13 protein-coding genes are annotated in these 17522 nt (G+C 44.7%); 6 read left to right on the forward strand and 7 right to left on the reverse strand.

The features are described 5' to 3' along the window. Positions 1-139: 139 nt before the first annotated feature. Positions 140-3376, reverse strand: a complete 3237-nt coding sequence (locus PN462_RS10140; protein WP_272128043.1) for an ATP-binding protein — start codon at positions 3374-3376, stop codon at positions 140-142. A 165-nt stretch (positions 3377-3541) separates the two neighbouring features. On the opposite strand from PN462_RS10140, the gene PN462_RS10145 reads away from it, so the two are divergent. Next, entirely contained in the window at positions 3542-4174 is a 633-nt protein-coding gene (locus PN462_RS10145) for a restriction endonuclease subunit R (RefSeq protein ID WP_272128044.1), read from the forward strand. A gap of 196 nt (positions 4175-4370) precedes the next feature. On the opposite strand, the gene PN462_RS10150 is transcribed toward PN462_RS10145, so the two are convergent. Further along, positions 4371-6077: an iron uptake porin gene (locus tag PN462_RS10150; protein WP_272128045.1), complete on the reverse strand. Its 1707-nt coding sequence runs from the start codon at positions 6075-6077 to the stop codon at positions 4371-4373. 112 nt (positions 6078-6189) lie between these two features. Between PN462_RS10150 and mgsA the strand changes: the two genes are divergently transcribed. After that, positions 6190-7452 (forward strand): methylglyoxal synthase, encoded by a 1263-nt coding sequence (mgsA, locus tag PN462_RS10155; protein ID WP_272128047.1) that lies wholly within the window; start codon positions 6190-6192, stop codon positions 7450-7452. Between the two features lie 194 nt (positions 7453-7646). Here the strand turns inward: mgsA and PN462_RS10160 are convergent, their stop codons facing one another. Next, the gene (locus PN462_RS10160) at positions 7647-9956 is read right to left on the reverse strand and encodes an ATP-binding protein (RefSeq protein ID WP_272128049.1); all 2310 of its coding nucleotides are present in this window, start codon (positions 9954-9956) and stop codon (positions 7647-7649) included. Positions 9957-10299: 343 nt separating this feature from the next. Between PN462_RS10160 and PN462_RS10165 the strand changes: the two genes are divergently transcribed. The 3 genes from PN462_RS10165 (at position 10300) to PN462_RS10175 (ending at position 12444) form a co-directional block, all read left to right on the forward strand. Further along, the gene (locus PN462_RS10165) at positions 10300-11445 is read left to right on the forward strand and encodes a peptidoglycan-binding protein (protein WP_272128050.1); all 1146 of its coding nucleotides are present in this window, start codon (positions 10300-10302) and stop codon (positions 11443-11445) included. A 305-nt stretch (positions 11446-11750) separates the two neighbouring features. Next, entirely contained in the window at positions 11751-12098 is a 348-nt protein-coding gene (locus PN462_RS10170; protein ID WP_272128051.1) for a nucleotidyltransferase family protein, read from the forward strand. Beyond that, positions 12085-12444, forward strand: coding sequence for a HepT-like ribonuclease domain-containing protein (locus tag PN462_RS10175; RefSeq protein ID WP_272128052.1), 360 nt, complete (start codon positions 12085-12087; stop codon positions 12442-12444). The genes PN462_RS10170 and PN462_RS10175 overlap by 14 nt, the downstream gene beginning before the upstream one ends. A 63-nt stretch (positions 12445-12507) precedes the next feature. Here the strand turns inward: PN462_RS10175 and PN462_RS10180 are convergent, their stop codons facing one another. Together PN462_RS10180 and PN462_RS10185 are read right to left on the reverse strand one after the other, a co-directional pair. Next, complete coding sequence (locus tag PN462_RS10180; protein WP_272128053.1) at positions 12508-13485, reverse strand: DUF4352 domain-containing protein; 978 nt, start codon at positions 13483-13485, stop codon at positions 12508-12510. Positions 13486-13713: 228 nt separating this feature from the next. Then, a complete protein-coding gene (locus tag PN462_RS10185; protein ID WP_272128055.1) occupies positions 13714-14211 on the reverse strand; it encodes a hypothetical protein in 498 nt (165 codons plus the stop codon). 254 nt (positions 14212-14465) lie between these two features. Here PN462_RS10185 and PN462_RS10190 point away from each other — a divergent pair, with 254 nt between their 5' ends. Further along, on the forward strand, positions 14466-15815 hold the full coding sequence (locus tag PN462_RS10190) for an NB-ARC domain-containing protein (protein ID WP_272128056.1): 1350 nt from the start codon (positions 14466-14468) through the stop codon (positions 15813-15815). An 11-nt stretch (positions 15816-15826) separates the two neighbouring features. On the opposite strand, the gene PN462_RS10195 is transcribed toward PN462_RS10190, so the two are convergent. Both PN462_RS10195 and PN462_RS10200 read right to left on the reverse strand, forming a co-directional pair. Then, complete coding sequence (locus PN462_RS10195; RefSeq protein ID WP_272128057.1) at positions 15827-17212, reverse strand: GGDEF domain-containing response regulator; 1386 nt, start codon at positions 17210-17212, stop codon at positions 15827-15829. A gap of 229 nt (positions 17213-17441) precedes the next feature. Next, a partial coding sequence (locus tag PN462_RS10200; RefSeq protein ID WP_272128058.1) for a transposase occupies positions 17442-17522 on the reverse strand: 81 nt, incomplete at its 5' end.

Genomic DNA, 17522 nt, shown 5'->3' on the forward strand with positions numbered 1-17522 from the left:
ATTGGCTGATTGGTTGATTAACCCGTTTTAACGGGTTTTAGCTATTAGCCTTGGGTTTGAACCCAAGGCATATTATTTTACTGGTTGATTAACCCGTTTTAACGGGTTTTAGCTATTAGCCTTGGGTTTGAACCCAAGGCTATTCTTTAGTTAAACAATTCTCTAAAAACGTTTTAAGTTCATTGACCTTGAATTCTTGAGTCATTTGGAGCATTTTTTGGACAAAAATTGTATAATTTTGTGTCTCTTTTTGTAATTGCTCAATTTTCTGCTCTAATTGCGGGATTCTTCCCCGTTTTGCCAATTGCAAAAAATAGCTAATTGTGTCATTGGGGGGTAAATTAAACTGCTCCCAGTCTAACCCAGAATCAAAATCACTTAATTCCGGTAATACGGTAGTAATTTGCTGTTTTGTATAGTTCCATTGTAACTGTAAATGTTGCTGAATTTTATCTAATAAGTCGTCTTCTTGGAGAGGTTTGGGTAAAAAATCATTACATCCCACTTGACGACTTTGTTGTTGAGTGATATCAAAAGTGCTGGCTGAGGAGGCAAGAATTACTGTGTCTTGAATGTCTTTATTTTTACGAATTTGACGAGTCATTTCAAACCCATCCATGATAGGCATTACTAAATCTAAAATGATTAAATCAGGTTGATGTTTTCGGGCAACTTTTAAGCCTTCTGAACCCTCTTTCGCTTCGTAGATAATAAAACCCAATGGTTGTAAAATATTAAAAATTAAAGAACGGTTTTCGGTATTATCATCAACGACTAAAATTGTGCGTTTACTTCCCTGATACCCAATAATCTGATCTACCCATTCCTGTTTGGAATTAAGCGCAACCTGATTTTCAATTCTGAGCTTTAAGTCAACTTTAAATAAACTTCCTTCTCCTAGGGTACTATTAACTTTTAATTTCCCTTCCATTAGCTCTAAAATTTGTTGAGTAATTGCCAACCCTAACCCTGTTCCTTCATCGCGTTTCCTTGTATTGCCCAACTGTTCAAACGGCATAAAAATCCGTTGTAAATGATGCTCAGATATTCCGACTCCGGTATCTTCTACTTGAAAGCGAATGGGGAGGGGGTTGTGGGTTGAATGGTCTAAATATTTGACGGTTAAACGGACTTTACCTTGTTCTGTAAATTTAATGGCATTCCCCAATAAATTTAACAAGACTTGTCTTAACCGTTGCTCATCAAAGTAAACTGCCTTGGGTAAGTCGGGGGGGAAAGAATACTCAAAATCCAGTCCCTTTTGCTGTGCCTTAATTTGACTAATTTCGACAATCCCGGTGAGAAACGAGGGAAAATGAAAGACTTGGGGATAGAGTTCCATCTTCCGGGCTTCAATTTTCGCTAAATCTAAAATATCATTAATTAAGGTCAATAAATGAGACCCGCATTGCTCAATGACGGTAATTCCTTTTTGGTCTTGGTGAGAGAGAAAATTGGAGCGACGGAGGATTTGTGTATAGCCTAAAATACCATTGAGGGGGGTGCGTAATTCGTGGCTCATATTGGCCAAAAACTCACTTTTCGCTTGGTTGGCCACCTCTGCACTAATTTTCGCCTCTTTTAACCCTTGTTCTGCGGCCTGTCGTCGTTGACTAATGGCGATCATTTCCCCCACAATATTGAGTAGTTTAATCTCGGCTTGTCCCCAGTTGCGGGGTTGGGCGATACTATCTAACCCAATTAATCCTAAAATTTGCCCGCCATAGGTGATGGGGACACAGAGGAGAGACTGAATGGACTGATGGGAAAAAAAGGCTTTTTCGGCTGAGGCCGTGGGGGGGAGATGCTTCACAGAGGGGATAGAGACAACCTCTTGTTGCCAGATTTGTTGGTGTAACCAGTTTAAGGTGTGGGTGGGACGGTTTTGGGTTTCGGGGAGATGGGGGTAGAGGTTGGGGGTGTGCCATTCATGGGTTATGGAGTAGTGGGTTTGGTCGGGGGAGTAGTGGATGATATAACTGCGATCGCAATGGGTATGTTGGGCCACCGCTTCCAAAGCAATTTGAATGGCCGTATCTACGGGATGATCAAGAAACGTCCGAGAAAGATGACTGAGGAGACTATCCCGTTGGGCCCGAGTCAGTAACGCAGTTTCGGTTAACTGACGGTCTGTAATATCAATCCCCACAGAGACTGCCGCTTCGCCATTTTGGTACTTTTGCGCCACGATGAGATAGTAATAGTCATTCCCCCCCAAAGTCGCTTTAACCACCCGCCGGGCCCCACTTTCCTCGCTGTCTAGAAAGTCCCGCATAAACTCCACAAAGGAGGGACTGGTTTTTAAAAAGCCCAATTCTTGCCCCACAAAGGCTTCCGGGGAGAGGTGCAAACTTTGCGCGAGAAACTGATTTACGCCCAAATAACGCCCTTCTGAACTGATCCAGGAGACAAACCCAGGGACGGTATCAATCACCGCCTGTAATTGGTCTTTAGCGGCTTTTAAGGCGGCTTCTGCTTGACGACGGTCTTGGACTTCGCTTAAACAAGCATGGGTGCGTTGCTGAATTTGGCTTTCTAAGTCTTGGGAATAGTTGGCCAGTTGGGTGTAAGACTGTTGTAACTGGGTACTCATGCGGTTAAAGTCAGTGGCCAGGGTGTTCAATTCCGCCACCCGTGACCCTTGGACGGTTTGTTCTAAGTTACCATCGGCGATAGAGGAACTGGCCACCGATAGTCGTTGTAGGGGACGGGATATCCACCGGGCCATGATGATCCCAAAGGTGACGGCCCCACCAAAGGCTAGGGCGCAAAAAATCAGGGTTGTGTAAGTTTGGGTGCGAAGGGTGTTGAAAAAATACTGTTCGGGAAGGGTGGTGACGAGTAACCAGTCTAAGGCGGGATCACTGGAAAAGGGTGTAATTTGAACAAAATGCCGCCCCTCTTCTAGGGTGACGGTGTAGCGTTGGGGGGTGTGGAGGGTGGATAGGGAGGAGGGCAGGGATTGGGCAATGGTGCGAATGGCTGGGTCGGGACTTTTGGTGGCTGGGAGAGGTTCTAGGTGTTGTCTGGCTTCATTCCACTGAAAGGGAGGGGTTTCACTGGCTTGGGCGACTAATAACCCGGATTGTTCAATAATGAAGACTTCTCCGAGGGGGTCAATGTCTAAGTTGTGCAACTGTTGACTTAAATCTTTGGGGGGGTTGGGGTCGAGTTGGCCGAGGGGATTGGTGTTATTCGGGTTGGGTTGTAGGGTGTGGATAATGCGATCGCTGATTTCTTCTTGGAGTGCTGCGATCGTTGTTTCTAAGGTGACTTGTCCATTCCGCCAAGATAACCAACCCGCTAATCCCACAGCAATGGCGATCTGTGTTCCAAAGGAGAAAACTAAGGCCACGCGCAGGGGAATTTTGTTCATGGATGGATGCTGGGAGGATTGGCTTTTGCCTATTTTAACGTAACGCCAATGACCCAGAAAATGGGTTTCAACCCTCGTCCTTTGAGGACGGCTTTTTTGTCTATTGAATTTTGTCTATCTGAATCGCGTTTAGAATGAAGACTATATGCTCAAGCGATCGCTACTATGATAACTAGCAAAGGGGTGAGAGAGACAATTACAACCCTGAACGACTTACAACAGCGTTTAGGGTTGGTGCAAACTGAGGATGAGGACTTTTTCTCGGAGTGGACTGACAATCTGCCGTCTCTCACGGATCAAGAACAAGTCGGCCTTGATCGCCTCAAACAGCGTTATGATTATCATCGCGCCGATGGTTTACTTTTAGAGGGGACCATCAATCTTGTGGTAATCGCTCCCTTACTGGAATTGTTGGGTTTTATTGATCCTCCTTTCCGTCTCAAGTCCCCTGACGGAGTTACTTTAAAACTTGAAGACCCAGAAGAAACTATCCGAGGATTTATTGATGTGCTGGTTGTGCAAGAGCGACTCTGGATTTTGACTGTTGAATCAAAACGAACCACTATTTCTGTCCCTGCGGCATTTCCTCAACTTCTCGCTTATATGGCCGCCAACCCCCATCGCCAATTACCTAATTATGGGATGGCCACCAATGGAGATGAATTTATCTTTTTGAAACTCGGAAGTGGGGTCGAATATGATACCTCTCGCTCTTTCTCCCTATTCCCTAGTCGTCACGAGTTGAGGCAAGTGGCACAAATTCTCAAGGCTTTAGGACGGCTGGTTTTAAATCAATGAATTGGGTAATTGGTAATTGGTGATTGGTGATTATCAGTTATCTTTGTTGACCAAGAATGTAAGTATTCAGGTTGACTGGAGTTAATAAAAAGCGAAGCATCCTCTATCCTCCCCCTTTTTAAGGGGGATAAGAGGGGGAGCGGCTGAATACTTATCAAAAAACAAAGAACCATTGTTAATTGCTAATTGTTAATTATCAAAACTCAAACTGTGTTTGTATGGTAAAGAGGAAAACATCATCATTATTGTTATTTTGATTTAAGGCGGGAAGCCAGATGAGACTGGGGGTGAAAGACAGGCGATCGCGCAACTCATAACGGTACAATGCCTCTAGGTGTAATGCCTCATCCCGGTCCAACACCGGAAACGGTTCATCCCCCGACTCTATCCCCTTTAACGTCGGTTCAACCCCCATAATAACCGCCCCCAAATTTCCCTCTTGTAACAAGTCCGGTAACGTCAAGGCAAGGGCATAATTCCAAATATCTGCATCGCCAAACTCCAGTAACCGGGCCCTCGTTAGCCCCACCCAGCCCGAAATCGCCAAGGCATCACTAAAAGGATAAAAAACCTCTAAACCATAGGAATTACTCGCCACAGGCGCATCTAGACGGGAATCATTCACTCCTGAGATGGAGGTTAAGGCAAAGGGAATTAAATTGGCGGCAAAAGTCCCCGTGGCCTGGCCACTCCCCCCATAACGAAACCCATTGGCCTCACTGTATCCTTGCACATAGGAAAACCCCAATTGCAGCGAGTCCGGTTCACCTACCACCACCTGTCCTAAGATGGAATAATTGCCCTGAAATAGCCCGTCTGAGGCATCATTAGCTTGGTTGGACAGATATCCCACATCCACCTGTAAAGTGTCACTCAATCGCCAATTTAGCCCGATTCCAGCCCCATCTCCGCCTATCCCATACATGGGGTTACGCTGGCCAAAGCGGGAGACAGCCCCACCGCCCCCCTCTTGGTCATCTAAATAGGGATTTAGGGTGTTAGCATAATCAAAATGAGACCCCCCAGTGGCAAAGAGATGCACTCGTTTATCCTCTCCCAAGGAGAATTGATAACTAAACAGATCAAGAAAAACCGAGTTATTATTCTCACTTACCGTTGAAGTATCCACCGCACTCCGTCCGTCATTGGAGAATAATAAATTGGCCGGGGTATTCCCTCCCGTATTCCCTCCTGATGTTAACAGAGGGACCGTATTACTGGCGGCCAAACGAGTGGTTGCGCGATCGCGCCCATAAAAACTGGTGTACAATTCCAACCAAGTCCGATACTGCAACACCGCCTTATTCTCCACATTCGCCCCACTCCGCGTAATATCGGTAATATCGTCACCCCCCAACAGTCCCCCCCGCAACAAAACCACCTCTCCCCCTAACTTCGTGGTAGTGGAAAAACTGCTTAACTCCAACTCCGTCACCCTCGCCTCTAAACCATCCACCCCACCCCGAATCAACGCCAACTCCGTGCTAAACTCCCGAATGAGACGGTCTAACCTCGCCAAATCTTCCGAGACCACAAACTCATTCCCCGTTGCCTCCAATAAACGCTCCATTTGCTGCCAACAGGCATTTAACCCCGCCGCAAACTCATAGCGACTCAACGACTGACTCCCCTGAAACATCCCATCGGGATATCCCGCCAAACAATTATAACGGCTCACCAAATCACGCAACGCCTGATACGCCCAATCCTCCGGGGATACATCCTGAAACCGCGACACCGAGTTAACTTGCGAAAAAGAATCCCGTAACGGTGGCGTTTGCGCCCCACTCACTCCAGTAAACAGTAAACCGTAAACCGTAATCAGTAAACCGTAATGAGGGACTGATCGCAAGGGACTCCCCAAGAATTTAGACCCAAGACCCAGTAATTTATAATGATCCATTACCCATTATCCCTTATTTCTTAGCCCTTAATTGAAAACCCAGTAATTTATAATCATCAATTATCCATGATCAATTATCCATTATCCTTTATCCCTTAGCCATTATTAATAAATGAATACTATCGCACTCATCGCCCACAACTCCAAAAAAGATGACCTAGTACAATTTACCAAAACCCATCAACCCGTCCTCTCCCGGTATCATCTCATCGCCACCGGGACAACCGGACAACGCATTCAAGAAGGAACAGGACTCAAAATTCAGCGTATGGAGTCCGGCCCCGTAGGGGGAGATGCACAAATTGCCGCCCAAATTGTCGAAGGAAAAGTCGTTGCAGTCATATTCCTCATTGACCCCCTCTATGCCCAACCCCATGAACCGGACATTCAAGCCCTGTTACGCATCTGTGTGGTTCATAATGTTCCCCTCGCCACCAACTTGGCCACCGCAACCACTATCCTGGCACATTTAGCCCGAACACGAATCGCCCATCTTATTTTTAACCCCATCTCCGGACAAGGAAACGCAGAACAAGACCTCACCCTCATTCAAGACTTACTCTCCCCCCATTTCCACCTCCACACCCACCAAACCACCGCCGACGAAACCGCCCAACAACTGGCCGAAGCAGCAGTGGAAGCCGAAGCTGACCTGATCATCGCCTCTGGAGGAGATGGTACAGTGTCCAACGTGGCCGGAGTCCTCCTCGAAACCGACATCCCCCTCGGTATCATCCCCAGAGGGACCGCCAACGCCTTTGCCACCGCAATGGGCATTAGTAACCGCATCACCCCCATTCGTAATGCCTGTCAGGTCATTTTAGGCGGCAAAACCCAAAAAGTCGATGCAGCCCGTTGTAATGGGTTGCCGATGATTTTATTAGCGGGGATTGGTTATGAAGCAGAAATGGTCAATAAAGCCAGTCGGGAGTTAAAGGATAAATGGGGCGTTTTGGCCTATTTAGTGGCCGGATGGCAACAAATCGACGAACAACAACTCTTTACAGCCCAAATTGAAATTGAAGGCAAAGTTCAAGAAAGTGAAGCGGGGGCTATCACGGTGGCCAATGCAGCCCCTCCGACTTCGGTTATGGCCCAAGGAATGGGGGAAGTTATTTTTGATGATGGCTTATTAGATTTAACTATTACAACTGCGAATAGTCGCCTCGATACAGTGAATACTATGCTAAATATGTTAGGGGCGGCTTTAGTGAAGTCGGAAGTCAGTAATCCTAATATTCGCCATGGTCGGACGCAACAAATCAGAATTTCTACTGATCCCCCGCAAAAAGTTGTTTTAGATGGGGAAATTATTGGGACGACTCCGGTTGAGGTCAATTGTATCCCTCAAGGGTTAACGGTTTTTGTGCCATAATTTTAGTTCTATGAAAAACTCGCTATTAGTCGAGATTTTGACCAATAGTATTGTTTAATTTAGCAGAATATTTGCTGATCACGGAAGGGCGAAGAAAGCAAGTTTCTGATTTAACTGCATGGCTAATGACTAAAGTTGGCAGAGAAACCCGCTTTCTCAACTGACCAATTATTCATTATCAATTATAAATTAAATTATTCATTTTCAAATAAATCTGAAATTTTATCAAATTGAAAATTATAAATCCATGTTTCTAAGGTTTGTTTTACTTGAGAATGACTGTTGGGAATGTCTTGGATTAATCTTTGTAAGATATCAGCCTCTGCCGCAATAGCGGCCTCTTTAAATTGCTGTTGCCAAGGTTCAGGCATTTCCAATAGAATTGTTAAATCTAGGGCTTCCTCAGAGTCTTCATTCTGGGATTGAGTGGGATGGTCTTCAGGTGTTATAGATTCATAAATAAACTGAATTCCTACATTGTCTCTCATCTTCTGAAACAAGTCATAATCTCGAAAGGGTTTCCGTAAGAAGTCATCACACCCTGATGCTAAAACCGCCGCCCGTTCTTCTTCAAAAACACTAGCGGTTAATGCCAGAATTACTGTCCCACGGTCTAATTCTTGGTGTTTCAGTTTCTCTATCTCCCGTTTCCGAATTTGTTTTGTGGCTTCATAGCCATTCATTTTCGGCATGGCAATATCCATGAGAATTAAATCGGGTTGCCAACTTTCCCATAAAATAACCGCTTCTTCCCCATTCACGGCCTCTTGGAGTTCCAAGCCTAATGGAGTTAATAAACGTTGTAACAGTTCGCGGTTTTCCCATTTATCTTCTACGACTAATATACGGTAGGTGGGTTGATTGGGTTCTAGGCCGATTACCCGTTGGGTCACTTTCGGTTTTTCGAGTTGATCGGCTGAGATTTCTGTTACGGGAAGGGTGAAAAAGAAGGTTGTCCCTTCCCCTAGGGTACTGTTGACTTGCAGGTTTCCCCCTATTTTTTGGATAAATTGTTGACTAATGGTGAGTCCTAACCCGGTTCCTTGTTGGGAGTTGCGGCCAGTTTCGGTTTGACTAAAGGCTTCAAAGAGTAAGGTTACTTCTTCTGGGGCAATCCCTGGCCCTGTGTCGGTGACGGAGAAGGTAAGGGGGAGGGTGTCGGGGGGGAATTGGTCAGGGTGAGGTTCGGTTCGTTGAACTTGGATGAGTATGCCGCCTTGTGTGGTGAATTTCAGGGCATTGCCGATGAGGTTGATGAAGACTTGTCTCAGTTTTCCGTCATCGGCTTGGATGTATTGGGGAACATCGCTGTTAATTTCGAGTTGTAATTGTAGGTTTTGACTGTCGGCTTTGAGGAGAAAGAGAGTTTTAATATCTTCGAGGACGGCATATAGGTCGATGTTTTTGGGGGCATATTCCATGTTCCCTGATTCGATTTTGGCGAGGCTGAGAATATCGTTGATCAGGGTGAGGAGGTGTTCTCCACTGCGGTTGATGATGTCGAGTTGTTCTTTTTGGGAGGGGTTGAGGGAGGGGTCATAGGTGAGGAGTTGGGCAAACCCTAGGATGGCGTTGAGGGGGGTTCGCAGTTCATGACTCATGGTGGCCAGAAAGGTGCTTTTGGCACGGTTGGCTTGTTCGGCTTTTTCTTTGGCTTCGATGAGTTCCTGGGTATATTGGGAGACTCGTTCGAGGAGGATGTTAAAGTCTTGGGCTAGGGAGCCGATTTCGTCTTGGGTGTTGGCTTCGACGCGGAGAGCAAAGTTGTCTTGGGTGGCGGCTTGTTTGGCGGTTTGGGCGAGGTTTTCGAGGGGGGAGATGATGCGATGGGTGGTTTGAAAGACAATATATCCTGCGATCGCTGCTGCCAATAAACTACTGACGACAATCAGTAATTTTTCTAATCCTTGGGCGTTTTCGAGTTCGACTTCGGCTTGTCTGGCTTGGGTTTGGGCTTTTTCTAGTAAACGGTTTAATTCTGAGGTGCTTTGATCAAAGGCTTGAATTTGTGAGGAGACGGTAAGGGTTTGTATTTCCTTGCGGAGACGATCTTCGAGTCGGGGGACTTGGGTGGCTTCATACTGGCTGAAGAGGGTGTTGAGTTGGCGATGATACCCTTCTAAGAGTTCGCTTTGTTGAGCGAGTAGTTGTTTGATCTGTTCTGGTTCAGCCGCTAACCAACTGGGATCACTGTCGATGTAGTCCTCTAGTTGATATTGGAGTTGTTCGACTCCGTGGAGGTGACGATTTAGTTGAATCTGCTGTTCTTGAAATTGTTCGGGGTTGTCTAAGGTGGCTAAGAGTAAGGCCCCGGAGAGTCTTGCTTGTTTGAGGTTAGATTTATAACGAACAAGGAGTTCGGATTGTATATTGGCCTCGGCTAGTTGTTCGATGCCTTTTCCTTGATAGTAGTCGCCAAGGATCATTCCTGCGATCGCGCCTATAAATCCCACACCAATAGCCACGACATAGCCTAAGCCCACTTTTTGCCTTATAGTCCACATTTTACTTATTTGAACGCCCGTGGGTAAGGTATCGCATGAACGTGAGAAAGTTGTGAAACTGGATTTCGGGGGAATCGAGGAATAAACGCACTAGCTATTCAGTACAAGTATGGTTTGATTAAGGTATCACACCTTCACTTTAATTCTACGTATAATCACAGAGTAAACCCCTATGGTCTGAAAGAAATAACTTTTGTTGTGATAGCAGGCATGGTACTCTACATTTTGTGGGTAGATGCAGAGCGTTTTCTAACCGCTAATCCTGCTTCTTTCTGTTTCTGCTTGCGTCTCTCGATTCCGCATGGATTATTTTGACCCCTCCCATCCCCCTGTTTTGCCATTAATGTCTGTTCCACCCTCTCAGGAGGAGTTAGAGACTCTGTTGTTGGTGCAAGCATCTCCTACTCCCTCTCCGGAGTCACAGGCCAAGGAGGAAACTTTCCCCGTGGGACAAATCCAAGCGTTAATGGTTCTGTCTGGGTTGGTCTTCGTTTTTCTCATCTATCTTTTCTGGAAGCAACGATTCCGAGAAGCTCGCTTTGGCGTTTTTGCTACTCTCCTCTTAGCGGTGTTACTCCCGGTGGTGTTGATTCTGAAAACGACGACGGATTGGTTTCAGTCTCCCCTGTTATTAGAGTCTGAACCGTCTCCAACCCCCTCTCCGGTGGGAAAACAAGAGCAATTCCCCGATAATTTGAAGCAACAGGAAACGCCTCCCCCGTTGAGTGATTCGGAAGCGATAGAAAACGCGGAAGAAGTAACTCCAGAGGAGGAGGACAGGGTATCTGAGGGAGATGTCCCCCCAGAGGAGAGAATAGAGGGTGAGGCAACTGAGGGAGATGTTCCTACAGGGGAGAGAATAGAGGGTGAGACGACTGGGGGAGATGTTCCTACAGGGGAGAGAATAGAGGGTGAGACGACTGGGGGAGATGTGCCTACAGGGGAAACAACAGAGGGAGATATTGCAACAAGAACCCCGTCTGATCTAGCTAATTCCTCAGTTTTCCGTGTGGGAGAACCGTCACAGTCGAATCCGTCTCCTTCTAGGGAAACGAGGAGACAAGCGGGGGAGACTTCTCCATCAGGAGATGCTAGTCTTTCTCCTCCTTCCCCCTCCAGAGAAAGACGTAACCGTCCGAGACTTCATGGAAGCCCCCTTGAGCAACCGCGCCACCCGTCTCCTACTCCTCCCGATTTAACGTTTGACTTACCGGAGGTGGTGGAGTTTCGGGCTTTTTTGCGATCGCGCGATCGGGGCTTAGATGTCGTCCTCCTACAAAAAATCCTACAAGCCCTCAACTTCTACCACGGCCCCATTGATGGTTATTTCGGCTTTTACACCCGTTTAGCCGTCCAAGCCTTTCAACGGGAGAATAACCTAGTCGCCGATGGAATCGTCGGCTTTAGCACCTGTAAAATTCTACAAGCCAAACGAGACACCCTAACCCCCCCCATCGAACCCGCCACTGAAATTCAATGTAATAATTAGTTGGTTATTGGTTATTTATTGTTTAGACAAGGGAGAAACCGGGTTTCTGACCTAACTTTAGATATTTCCTCAAAATGTAGAAAGAAACCCAGTTTCTAATCTCGAATAGATTCATTTAATCTCGAATCATCTTACCTCAAATTATCCCCTACCCAACACACCCTACAAGACTGGAGGGGGGTAAATGCTAGATAACAAGTTTTGGCTCTAAGCCTAGAGGTTTTAACCCAAGGTTCAGAAAATGAATTATGATAAAGTTACCACCACCAAAGACATCTGATCCCCCATTAATGAGTAACTCTAGCATGGTTTTATCGTGGGCTGAACTCTACCAACGGCTCAACGTAACCCCTCAGCAAATCCTAGCGTTTTGCGAAAAATGGAATATTAGAGAACTCGCCTTATTTGGCTCAATTTTGCGAGACGATTTTCAGGAAACTGGCAACCAGAAAAGTGATGTTGATGTTTTATTTACTTATGGAGTCAATGCTAGGAAAAACTTACTGTTACAAGTCAGAATGAAAGATGAATTACAAGAGTTGTTCGGGCGGCCTGTTGATTTAGTCAGTAAAACGGCTTTAGAACATGATCCGAATTACATTCGCCGTCACAATATTTTAAACTCCTCTAGGATAATTTATGCAGCGCGATAAAGAAGCAATTTTGGATATCATTGAATCGATCACTAAAATTTTGGTTTATACCGAAAATGTAACCTTTAATGAGTTCATTACTAATGAAGAAAAACAAGATGCTATTCTCCGACGTATTTTAATCATTGGAGAAGCAACCAAACGCTTATCGACTGAATTTAAGCAAAACCATCCCGATATTCCTTATTGTAAACTGCAACAGTTCGCAGTCAATCCCTATCTTCCCCAGACTTGTAGGGTGTGTTCAACGGCCAATAACTTATATTCTTTACCCTTAACTAAAAATCCGTTGAACGCACCGTCTCCCTTTATTGTCTTAACCAATACGGTGCGTTGGGTGGATTGAATCTCGAAGCGTTTTACCTCAAATTATCCCCCACCCAATACACCTTACAAGACTACAGACCTATTATATTTCAGGTAGCTGAATTTTAAAATTTACCCCAAAATCGCTGTATTCAAGCACCAAATTTTCAGCCGACCGTTGCACTTTAAAGGTTATCCATCCTCGGACTTTTTTCTTTGGAGAAACTTTTATAAATGATGGAAACTCTGGAGATTTTATTGAGGTAAATGCCATTGGTTTATAAACAAAACCTTCCTCGTCTTGCAGCCTAAAATTTAAAGCTCCAATCCCCTTCTCATCTTTAGATTTATTAGTCATTGATATATCTAAAGCAACATAGATTTGATCGTCTTCAGGCTCTAAAAAAGCATTATCACTTTTTGGGGTTTCGATAGAATTTACTTTAACTTCATAAAGTTTTGAGTTGTAAACAAGGAATTGACTTGAATTAGCTTGTATTGTAGAGACAATTTCATCAAAATCAGCGTTAGGAGATGATTTATTTCCGTAAATCAAATAAGTGACAAAAACAGATTCATCATTTTGAAAAGCTAAAAGTTCTATTCCACCAACTCCTTCCATTTCATTTTCTTTATCATTATCCTTTAGTTTAAGCCAAATATAAGGTTTTGAAAATTGAGATGTTTCTTTATATTCAATTAATTCTGAGTCTACATTATCAACTCCATTTAAGACTTGACTGCTAGAAAAAAGGTCAAAAAAGTCTGACTTCTTCAAAGTTTTCTTATTGGAAAATTGATTAGATATGACATCATAGGCAACACAGATAAACTCAAAATCTTGAGAGTTTTGTTCACCTTGAAACTTTTCTAAAAAACCTTCATCAACAAATAAAAGAGATTTACTCCCGGAAAAGCCACAAAACTGGCTATCATCTCCCATTGTTGAGAAATCTAAAACTTCATAATTATTAAGCAATTCTTTTAAGGGTCTCACCAGTGAATTAGAATTACTGGCTAGTGCAACAGAGTTAAAGGTAAGGAAAATCCAAAGGATTATAATGCTAAGTAATGTTTTCATGATATCATTTATTGTCTCAAGCTTGCTCAGGTACGTTAATCAGAAAACCTTGAGTAAATTAAGGCATAGGATAGGAATTGTAGTGTGTTTCAATGAACAGTAACTTTGGTCTTGTATCCCTCACTGACCATCTGTTGAACGCACTGCTTTTACTCATATTATCAAAGGATATGGTGCGTTGATACTTTCTAAGGTTTTTACTACCCAACGCACCCTACAAACTAAAATTTAGACTACCGCCTCATTAGCTGCAACAGTACGATCTTGTACAAGATATTTTCTTACTGCAACTGCTACAATAAAACCTAATATTGAGGAGGTTTCAGGACTCAAGTTGCTATTATCTGCTATTATTAATTCTATAAGAATACCACTAACTAAACTTGGTAGCTCTTCATAGACTGCATTAGCCCATTCTTCATCTATTAGTTGATCCCAAGCTCTATGAGCATTAGATAGAAGTTCTTGCGTTTTAATATTTTGTTCTTCTGCAAAAGAACGGATTGTCTCTTCCACGTTACCGCCTTTTTGCTTCAATAAGTTTAGTGCTTGCTCTATAGTGTCTTTTTCATTTATCATATCTCCTTCATATGGATATTCATCTAATATTGCGTTGTGAATTGCTTCCTCTAATTCTTCTCCATAAAGTTCTACTTCTTCTTCAACTTGGTCTATCTCGTACTCATCTACTGTTACATTTGACAACATTGGGAGGTATTTTGCCATATTTATTTGATCTCCAAAGATAAAAAATGATAGATGATAGGTTATAGCCAGCACATAAAATTGGCTATCCCCTTAACTATTGTGCCACCTCATTTGGACTTTGCTCTCCCCGATGAGGTGGGATTTCGTGGGGACTTCCTCAAGGCTTCCAATCGCTCTTGAGTGGTAAAAAGTGGGATTGGGTGACAAAAGTGGTAAAAGGTTTGATAAAGTAGGAACAACCCAAACTCCAGTGATGACCTCACCTAACACTTATGGATATTCAAGACGCTATCAAGTGGACGGATGATCGCGTTTTTGCCAAGACAGGCCAGCACCTTAGCTCACTACAAAGGACTATCTTAGAAGGGACGTTGGAAAATAAAACTTATCAGCAGGTGGCGAAAGATTATCATTGCTCGAAAGATCATACTAAGCGAGTCGCTTCGGAATTATGGCAACTTCTTTCAGATGTGTTAGGAGAAGATATCAAAAAATCAAATCTGAAGTCTATATTGAAGCGAATTGAGTTTAACTCGATCTCCAATTTTGGTTCTGATGCAACACAAATCTTTGGCAATATCAATATTTGCAGCGAAATAACTCATTATCCGACAGTCAAAAAACACCGATCGCGCAATCCCCCCAAAAAACACCACGATCTAACCCAAGTTCCCCGCTACTATAGCCTCTATCCCCGCACCCAAGACCTCGACACCCTGAAACAATGGATACTCGAAGAAAAAAGCCCCCTCATCACCCTCACCGGACTCTCCGGAATTGGTAAAACCGCCCTCGCCACCCAACTCCTCGAACAAATCCAAGACCACTTCGATCGCATCATCTGGCGGAGTCATCGCCAATTTCCCACCCTCAACACCCTCCAAACCCACCTCATCGAATTTTTTGCCCAAGACCAAGACCCCCCACCGCAAACCCTCCTTGAAGCCTTGCAGTTACATCGTAGCCTTATCATCCTCGACGATCTTCAAGACACCCTAACCCCAAACACCCTAGTCGGCACATACCGTCCAGAATACGCCCAATATAGCCAACTCCTTCAAGCGATCGCCCGGTTTCCCCATCAAAGTTGCCTCCTCCTCCTCAGTTGGGAATATCCCCCCGATCTTGCCACCCTAGAAAGCGAAAATCGTCACTGCTACAGCCTACAATTGCAAGGATTAGGGAAAACCGCCAAAAACCTCCTCGCCAGCAAAGGATTAGCAGATCGCCCCCACTGGTTAGACCTCATTCACCGTTACAACGGCCACCCCACCTGGTTAAACATCATTGCAGCCCATATCCAAGACCTATTTAATGGTAGCGTCGCCCAATTTTTAGCCTATCCCACCCTTTTTTTAGGGGATTTACTCCCCCTCCTCCACCGACAATATCAACGCTTATCCTCCACAGAACAAGCCGTAATGCTAAAATTAGCCCACCCAGAGGACGCAACAGAAACCCCCCATCAGGCCACAGAAAAATTATCCGACTCCGAATATTTACAAGCCATCAACTCTCTAAGAAAACGAAACTTAATCGAAAAAAAACCACACCAAACTGCCTCTCCTTGGCACTTACACCCCGTCATTCAACAGTACATCAAAGAACAATCCAGCACTTAATCCCAACCCCCTCAAAGAATCTCCATCACCGTACAATTGCGGCCTTGCTGCTTTGCACCGTATAACGCTAAATCCGCCACACCAATTAAACTCTCAGGAGGAAACTCCGACGTTGGCATTGTCACCATCACCCCTAAACTGAGGGTAATATAAGGACTCACCGCAGAATCTTTATGGGGAATTTGTAACTGTTCCACAGTCTGACGAATGGTTTCCGCAATTAATAACGCCTTATCTGCATGGACAGAGGAAAGAATAACCGCAAACTCCTCCCCCCCATAGCGGGCCACTAAATGCTTATACCCCACCACCGTTTCTGCAATAGCCCCCGCCACTTTCTGTAAACACCCATCCCCCGCTAAATGCCCATAGTAATCATTAAACCGCTTAAAATAATCCACATCCGCCAAAATCAAACATAAAGCATCCTGTTCTCGTTGCAACTTTAACCATTCTTGATTGAGCTTTTCATTAAAGCGACGACGGTTTGCTACCTTCGTTAACCCATCCAACATCGCCAACCGTCGTAACTCCTCATTGGCCGCTTGTAACGCTTGTTCCGCTTGCACCCGCTTACTAATATCATTGGACAAAGACAGTAAACATTGTTCCCCGTGGAGGTTAATTAACTCCACCGACAGTAAAGCGGTGCGAATCGCCCCCCGTTTTGTGCGAAACTGAAACTCATAATTGCGTACCCCCCCATACATCGTCACCATCTTAAACATCTGCTGACGTTTATCCGACTCCACCCACAAATTCAACTCCCTGGCCGTCCTACCGATGACTTCTTCCGGGTTATACCCGGTTGCTTGACAAAAACTTGCATTCACATCCAAATGACGGCCATCACTTAACCGCGTAATGGTAATGGGACTAGGGTTAGCGCGAAAGGCTTTACCAAACTTTTCTTCGGAGAAGCGCAATTCCTTCTCCACACGCTGACGTTCTTTAATTTCCTCTGCCAAGAGGGTATTTTGCATAGTTAGCAGTTTCAGCGCGTTACAGATACTCAATTGATTATCAATTCGCGCCAACACTTCCGCATCGTGAAAGGGTTTCGTAATATAGTCTCGTCCTCCTGTCTCAAAGGCTTTCACCTTATCCCACACCTGATCCAAGGTACTCAAAAAAATAACAGGGATTTCCCGAGTCTGGTGCTTGGCTTGTAACTGTTGACAAACCTCGTACCCATTGAGATCAGGTAAGGTGGTGTTCAGAAGAATCAAGTCTGGTTGCTGGGTTTCCGCTAGGGTGAGTCCGTGTCCTCCTGTGGAAGTCGTCTGCACACTATATCCCCGTTGCCGGAGTAAACGGGAGAGACGCTGCATATCCTCTTGATATTGATCGATAATCAAAACTGAGGATTGAGAAGGATTGGCGAGATCAGGAATCATGAAATTTTGAATGAGAAGCCAATACCAAATCTCATTTTACGGTTTTTTTCCCCGTCCTTGCTCAGGGAGTGAGGATTGGGGAGTGTTGGAAGTGTCGGAAGGGGGGGAGATGGGGGAGATGGGGAGTAATAACTGGTTACTGTTTACTGTTTACTCTCGGTGAAACTAAAAATCGCTGTTCCCTTATCTTTAACCCTGAGAAGACCCTCGCCTCCGGCGATGGGATGAATCAGGGGGCAGTTTGATTCTCGACATACTGTTTTAATGTCTCAATTGTCACCCCTCCGCAACTAGCCACAAAGTACGAGCC

This window comes from Spirulina sp. CS-785/01 (genome assembly GCF_028330525.1).
Lineage (GTDB): Bacteria > Cyanobacteriota > Cyanobacteriia > Cyanobacteriales > Spirulinaceae > JAQMSD01.

Coding starts and splice junctions, on each gene's coding strand:
- PN462_RS10140 (WP_272128043.1), bottom strand. CDS start 3,376: ATGAACAAAATTCCCCTGCGCGTGGCCTTAGTTTTCTCCTTTGGAACA.
- PN462_RS10145 (WP_272128044.1), top strand. CDS start 3,542: ATGATAACTAGCAAAGGGGTGAGAGAGACAATTACAACCCTGAACGAC.
- PN462_RS10150 (WP_272128045.1), bottom strand. CDS start 6,077: ATGGATCATTATAAATTACTGGGTCTTGGGTCTAAATTCTTGGGGAGT.
- mgsA (WP_272128047.1), top strand. CDS start 6,190: ATGAATACTATCGCACTCATCGCCCACAACTCCAAAAAAGATGACCTA.
- PN462_RS10160 (WP_272128049.1), bottom strand. CDS start 9,956: ATGTGGACTATAAGGCAAAAAGTGGGCTTAGGCTATGTCGTGGCTATT.
- PN462_RS10165 (WP_272128050.1), top strand. CDS start 10,300: ATGTCTGTTCCACCCTCTCAGGAGGAGTTAGAGACTCTGTTGTTGGTG.
- PN462_RS10170 (WP_272128051.1), top strand. CDS start 11,751: ATGGTTTTATCGTGGGCTGAACTCTACCAACGGCTCAACGTAACCCCT.
- PN462_RS10175 (WP_272128052.1), top strand. CDS start 12,085: ATGCAGCGCGATAAAGAAGCAATTTTGGATATCATTGAATCGATCACT.
- PN462_RS10180 (WP_272128053.1), bottom strand. CDS start 13,485: ATGAAAACATTACTTAGCATTATAATCCTTTGGATTTTCCTTACCTTT.
- PN462_RS10185 (WP_272128055.1), bottom strand. CDS start 14,211: ATGGCAAAATACCTCCCAATGTTGTCAAATGTAACAGTAGATGAGTAC.
- PN462_RS10190 (WP_272128056.1), top strand. CDS start 14,466: ATGGATATTCAAGACGCTATCAAGTGGACGGATGATCGCGTTTTTGCC.
- PN462_RS10195 (WP_272128057.1), bottom strand. CDS start 17,212: ATGATTCCTGATCTCGCCAATCCTTCTCAATCCTCAGTTTTGATTATC.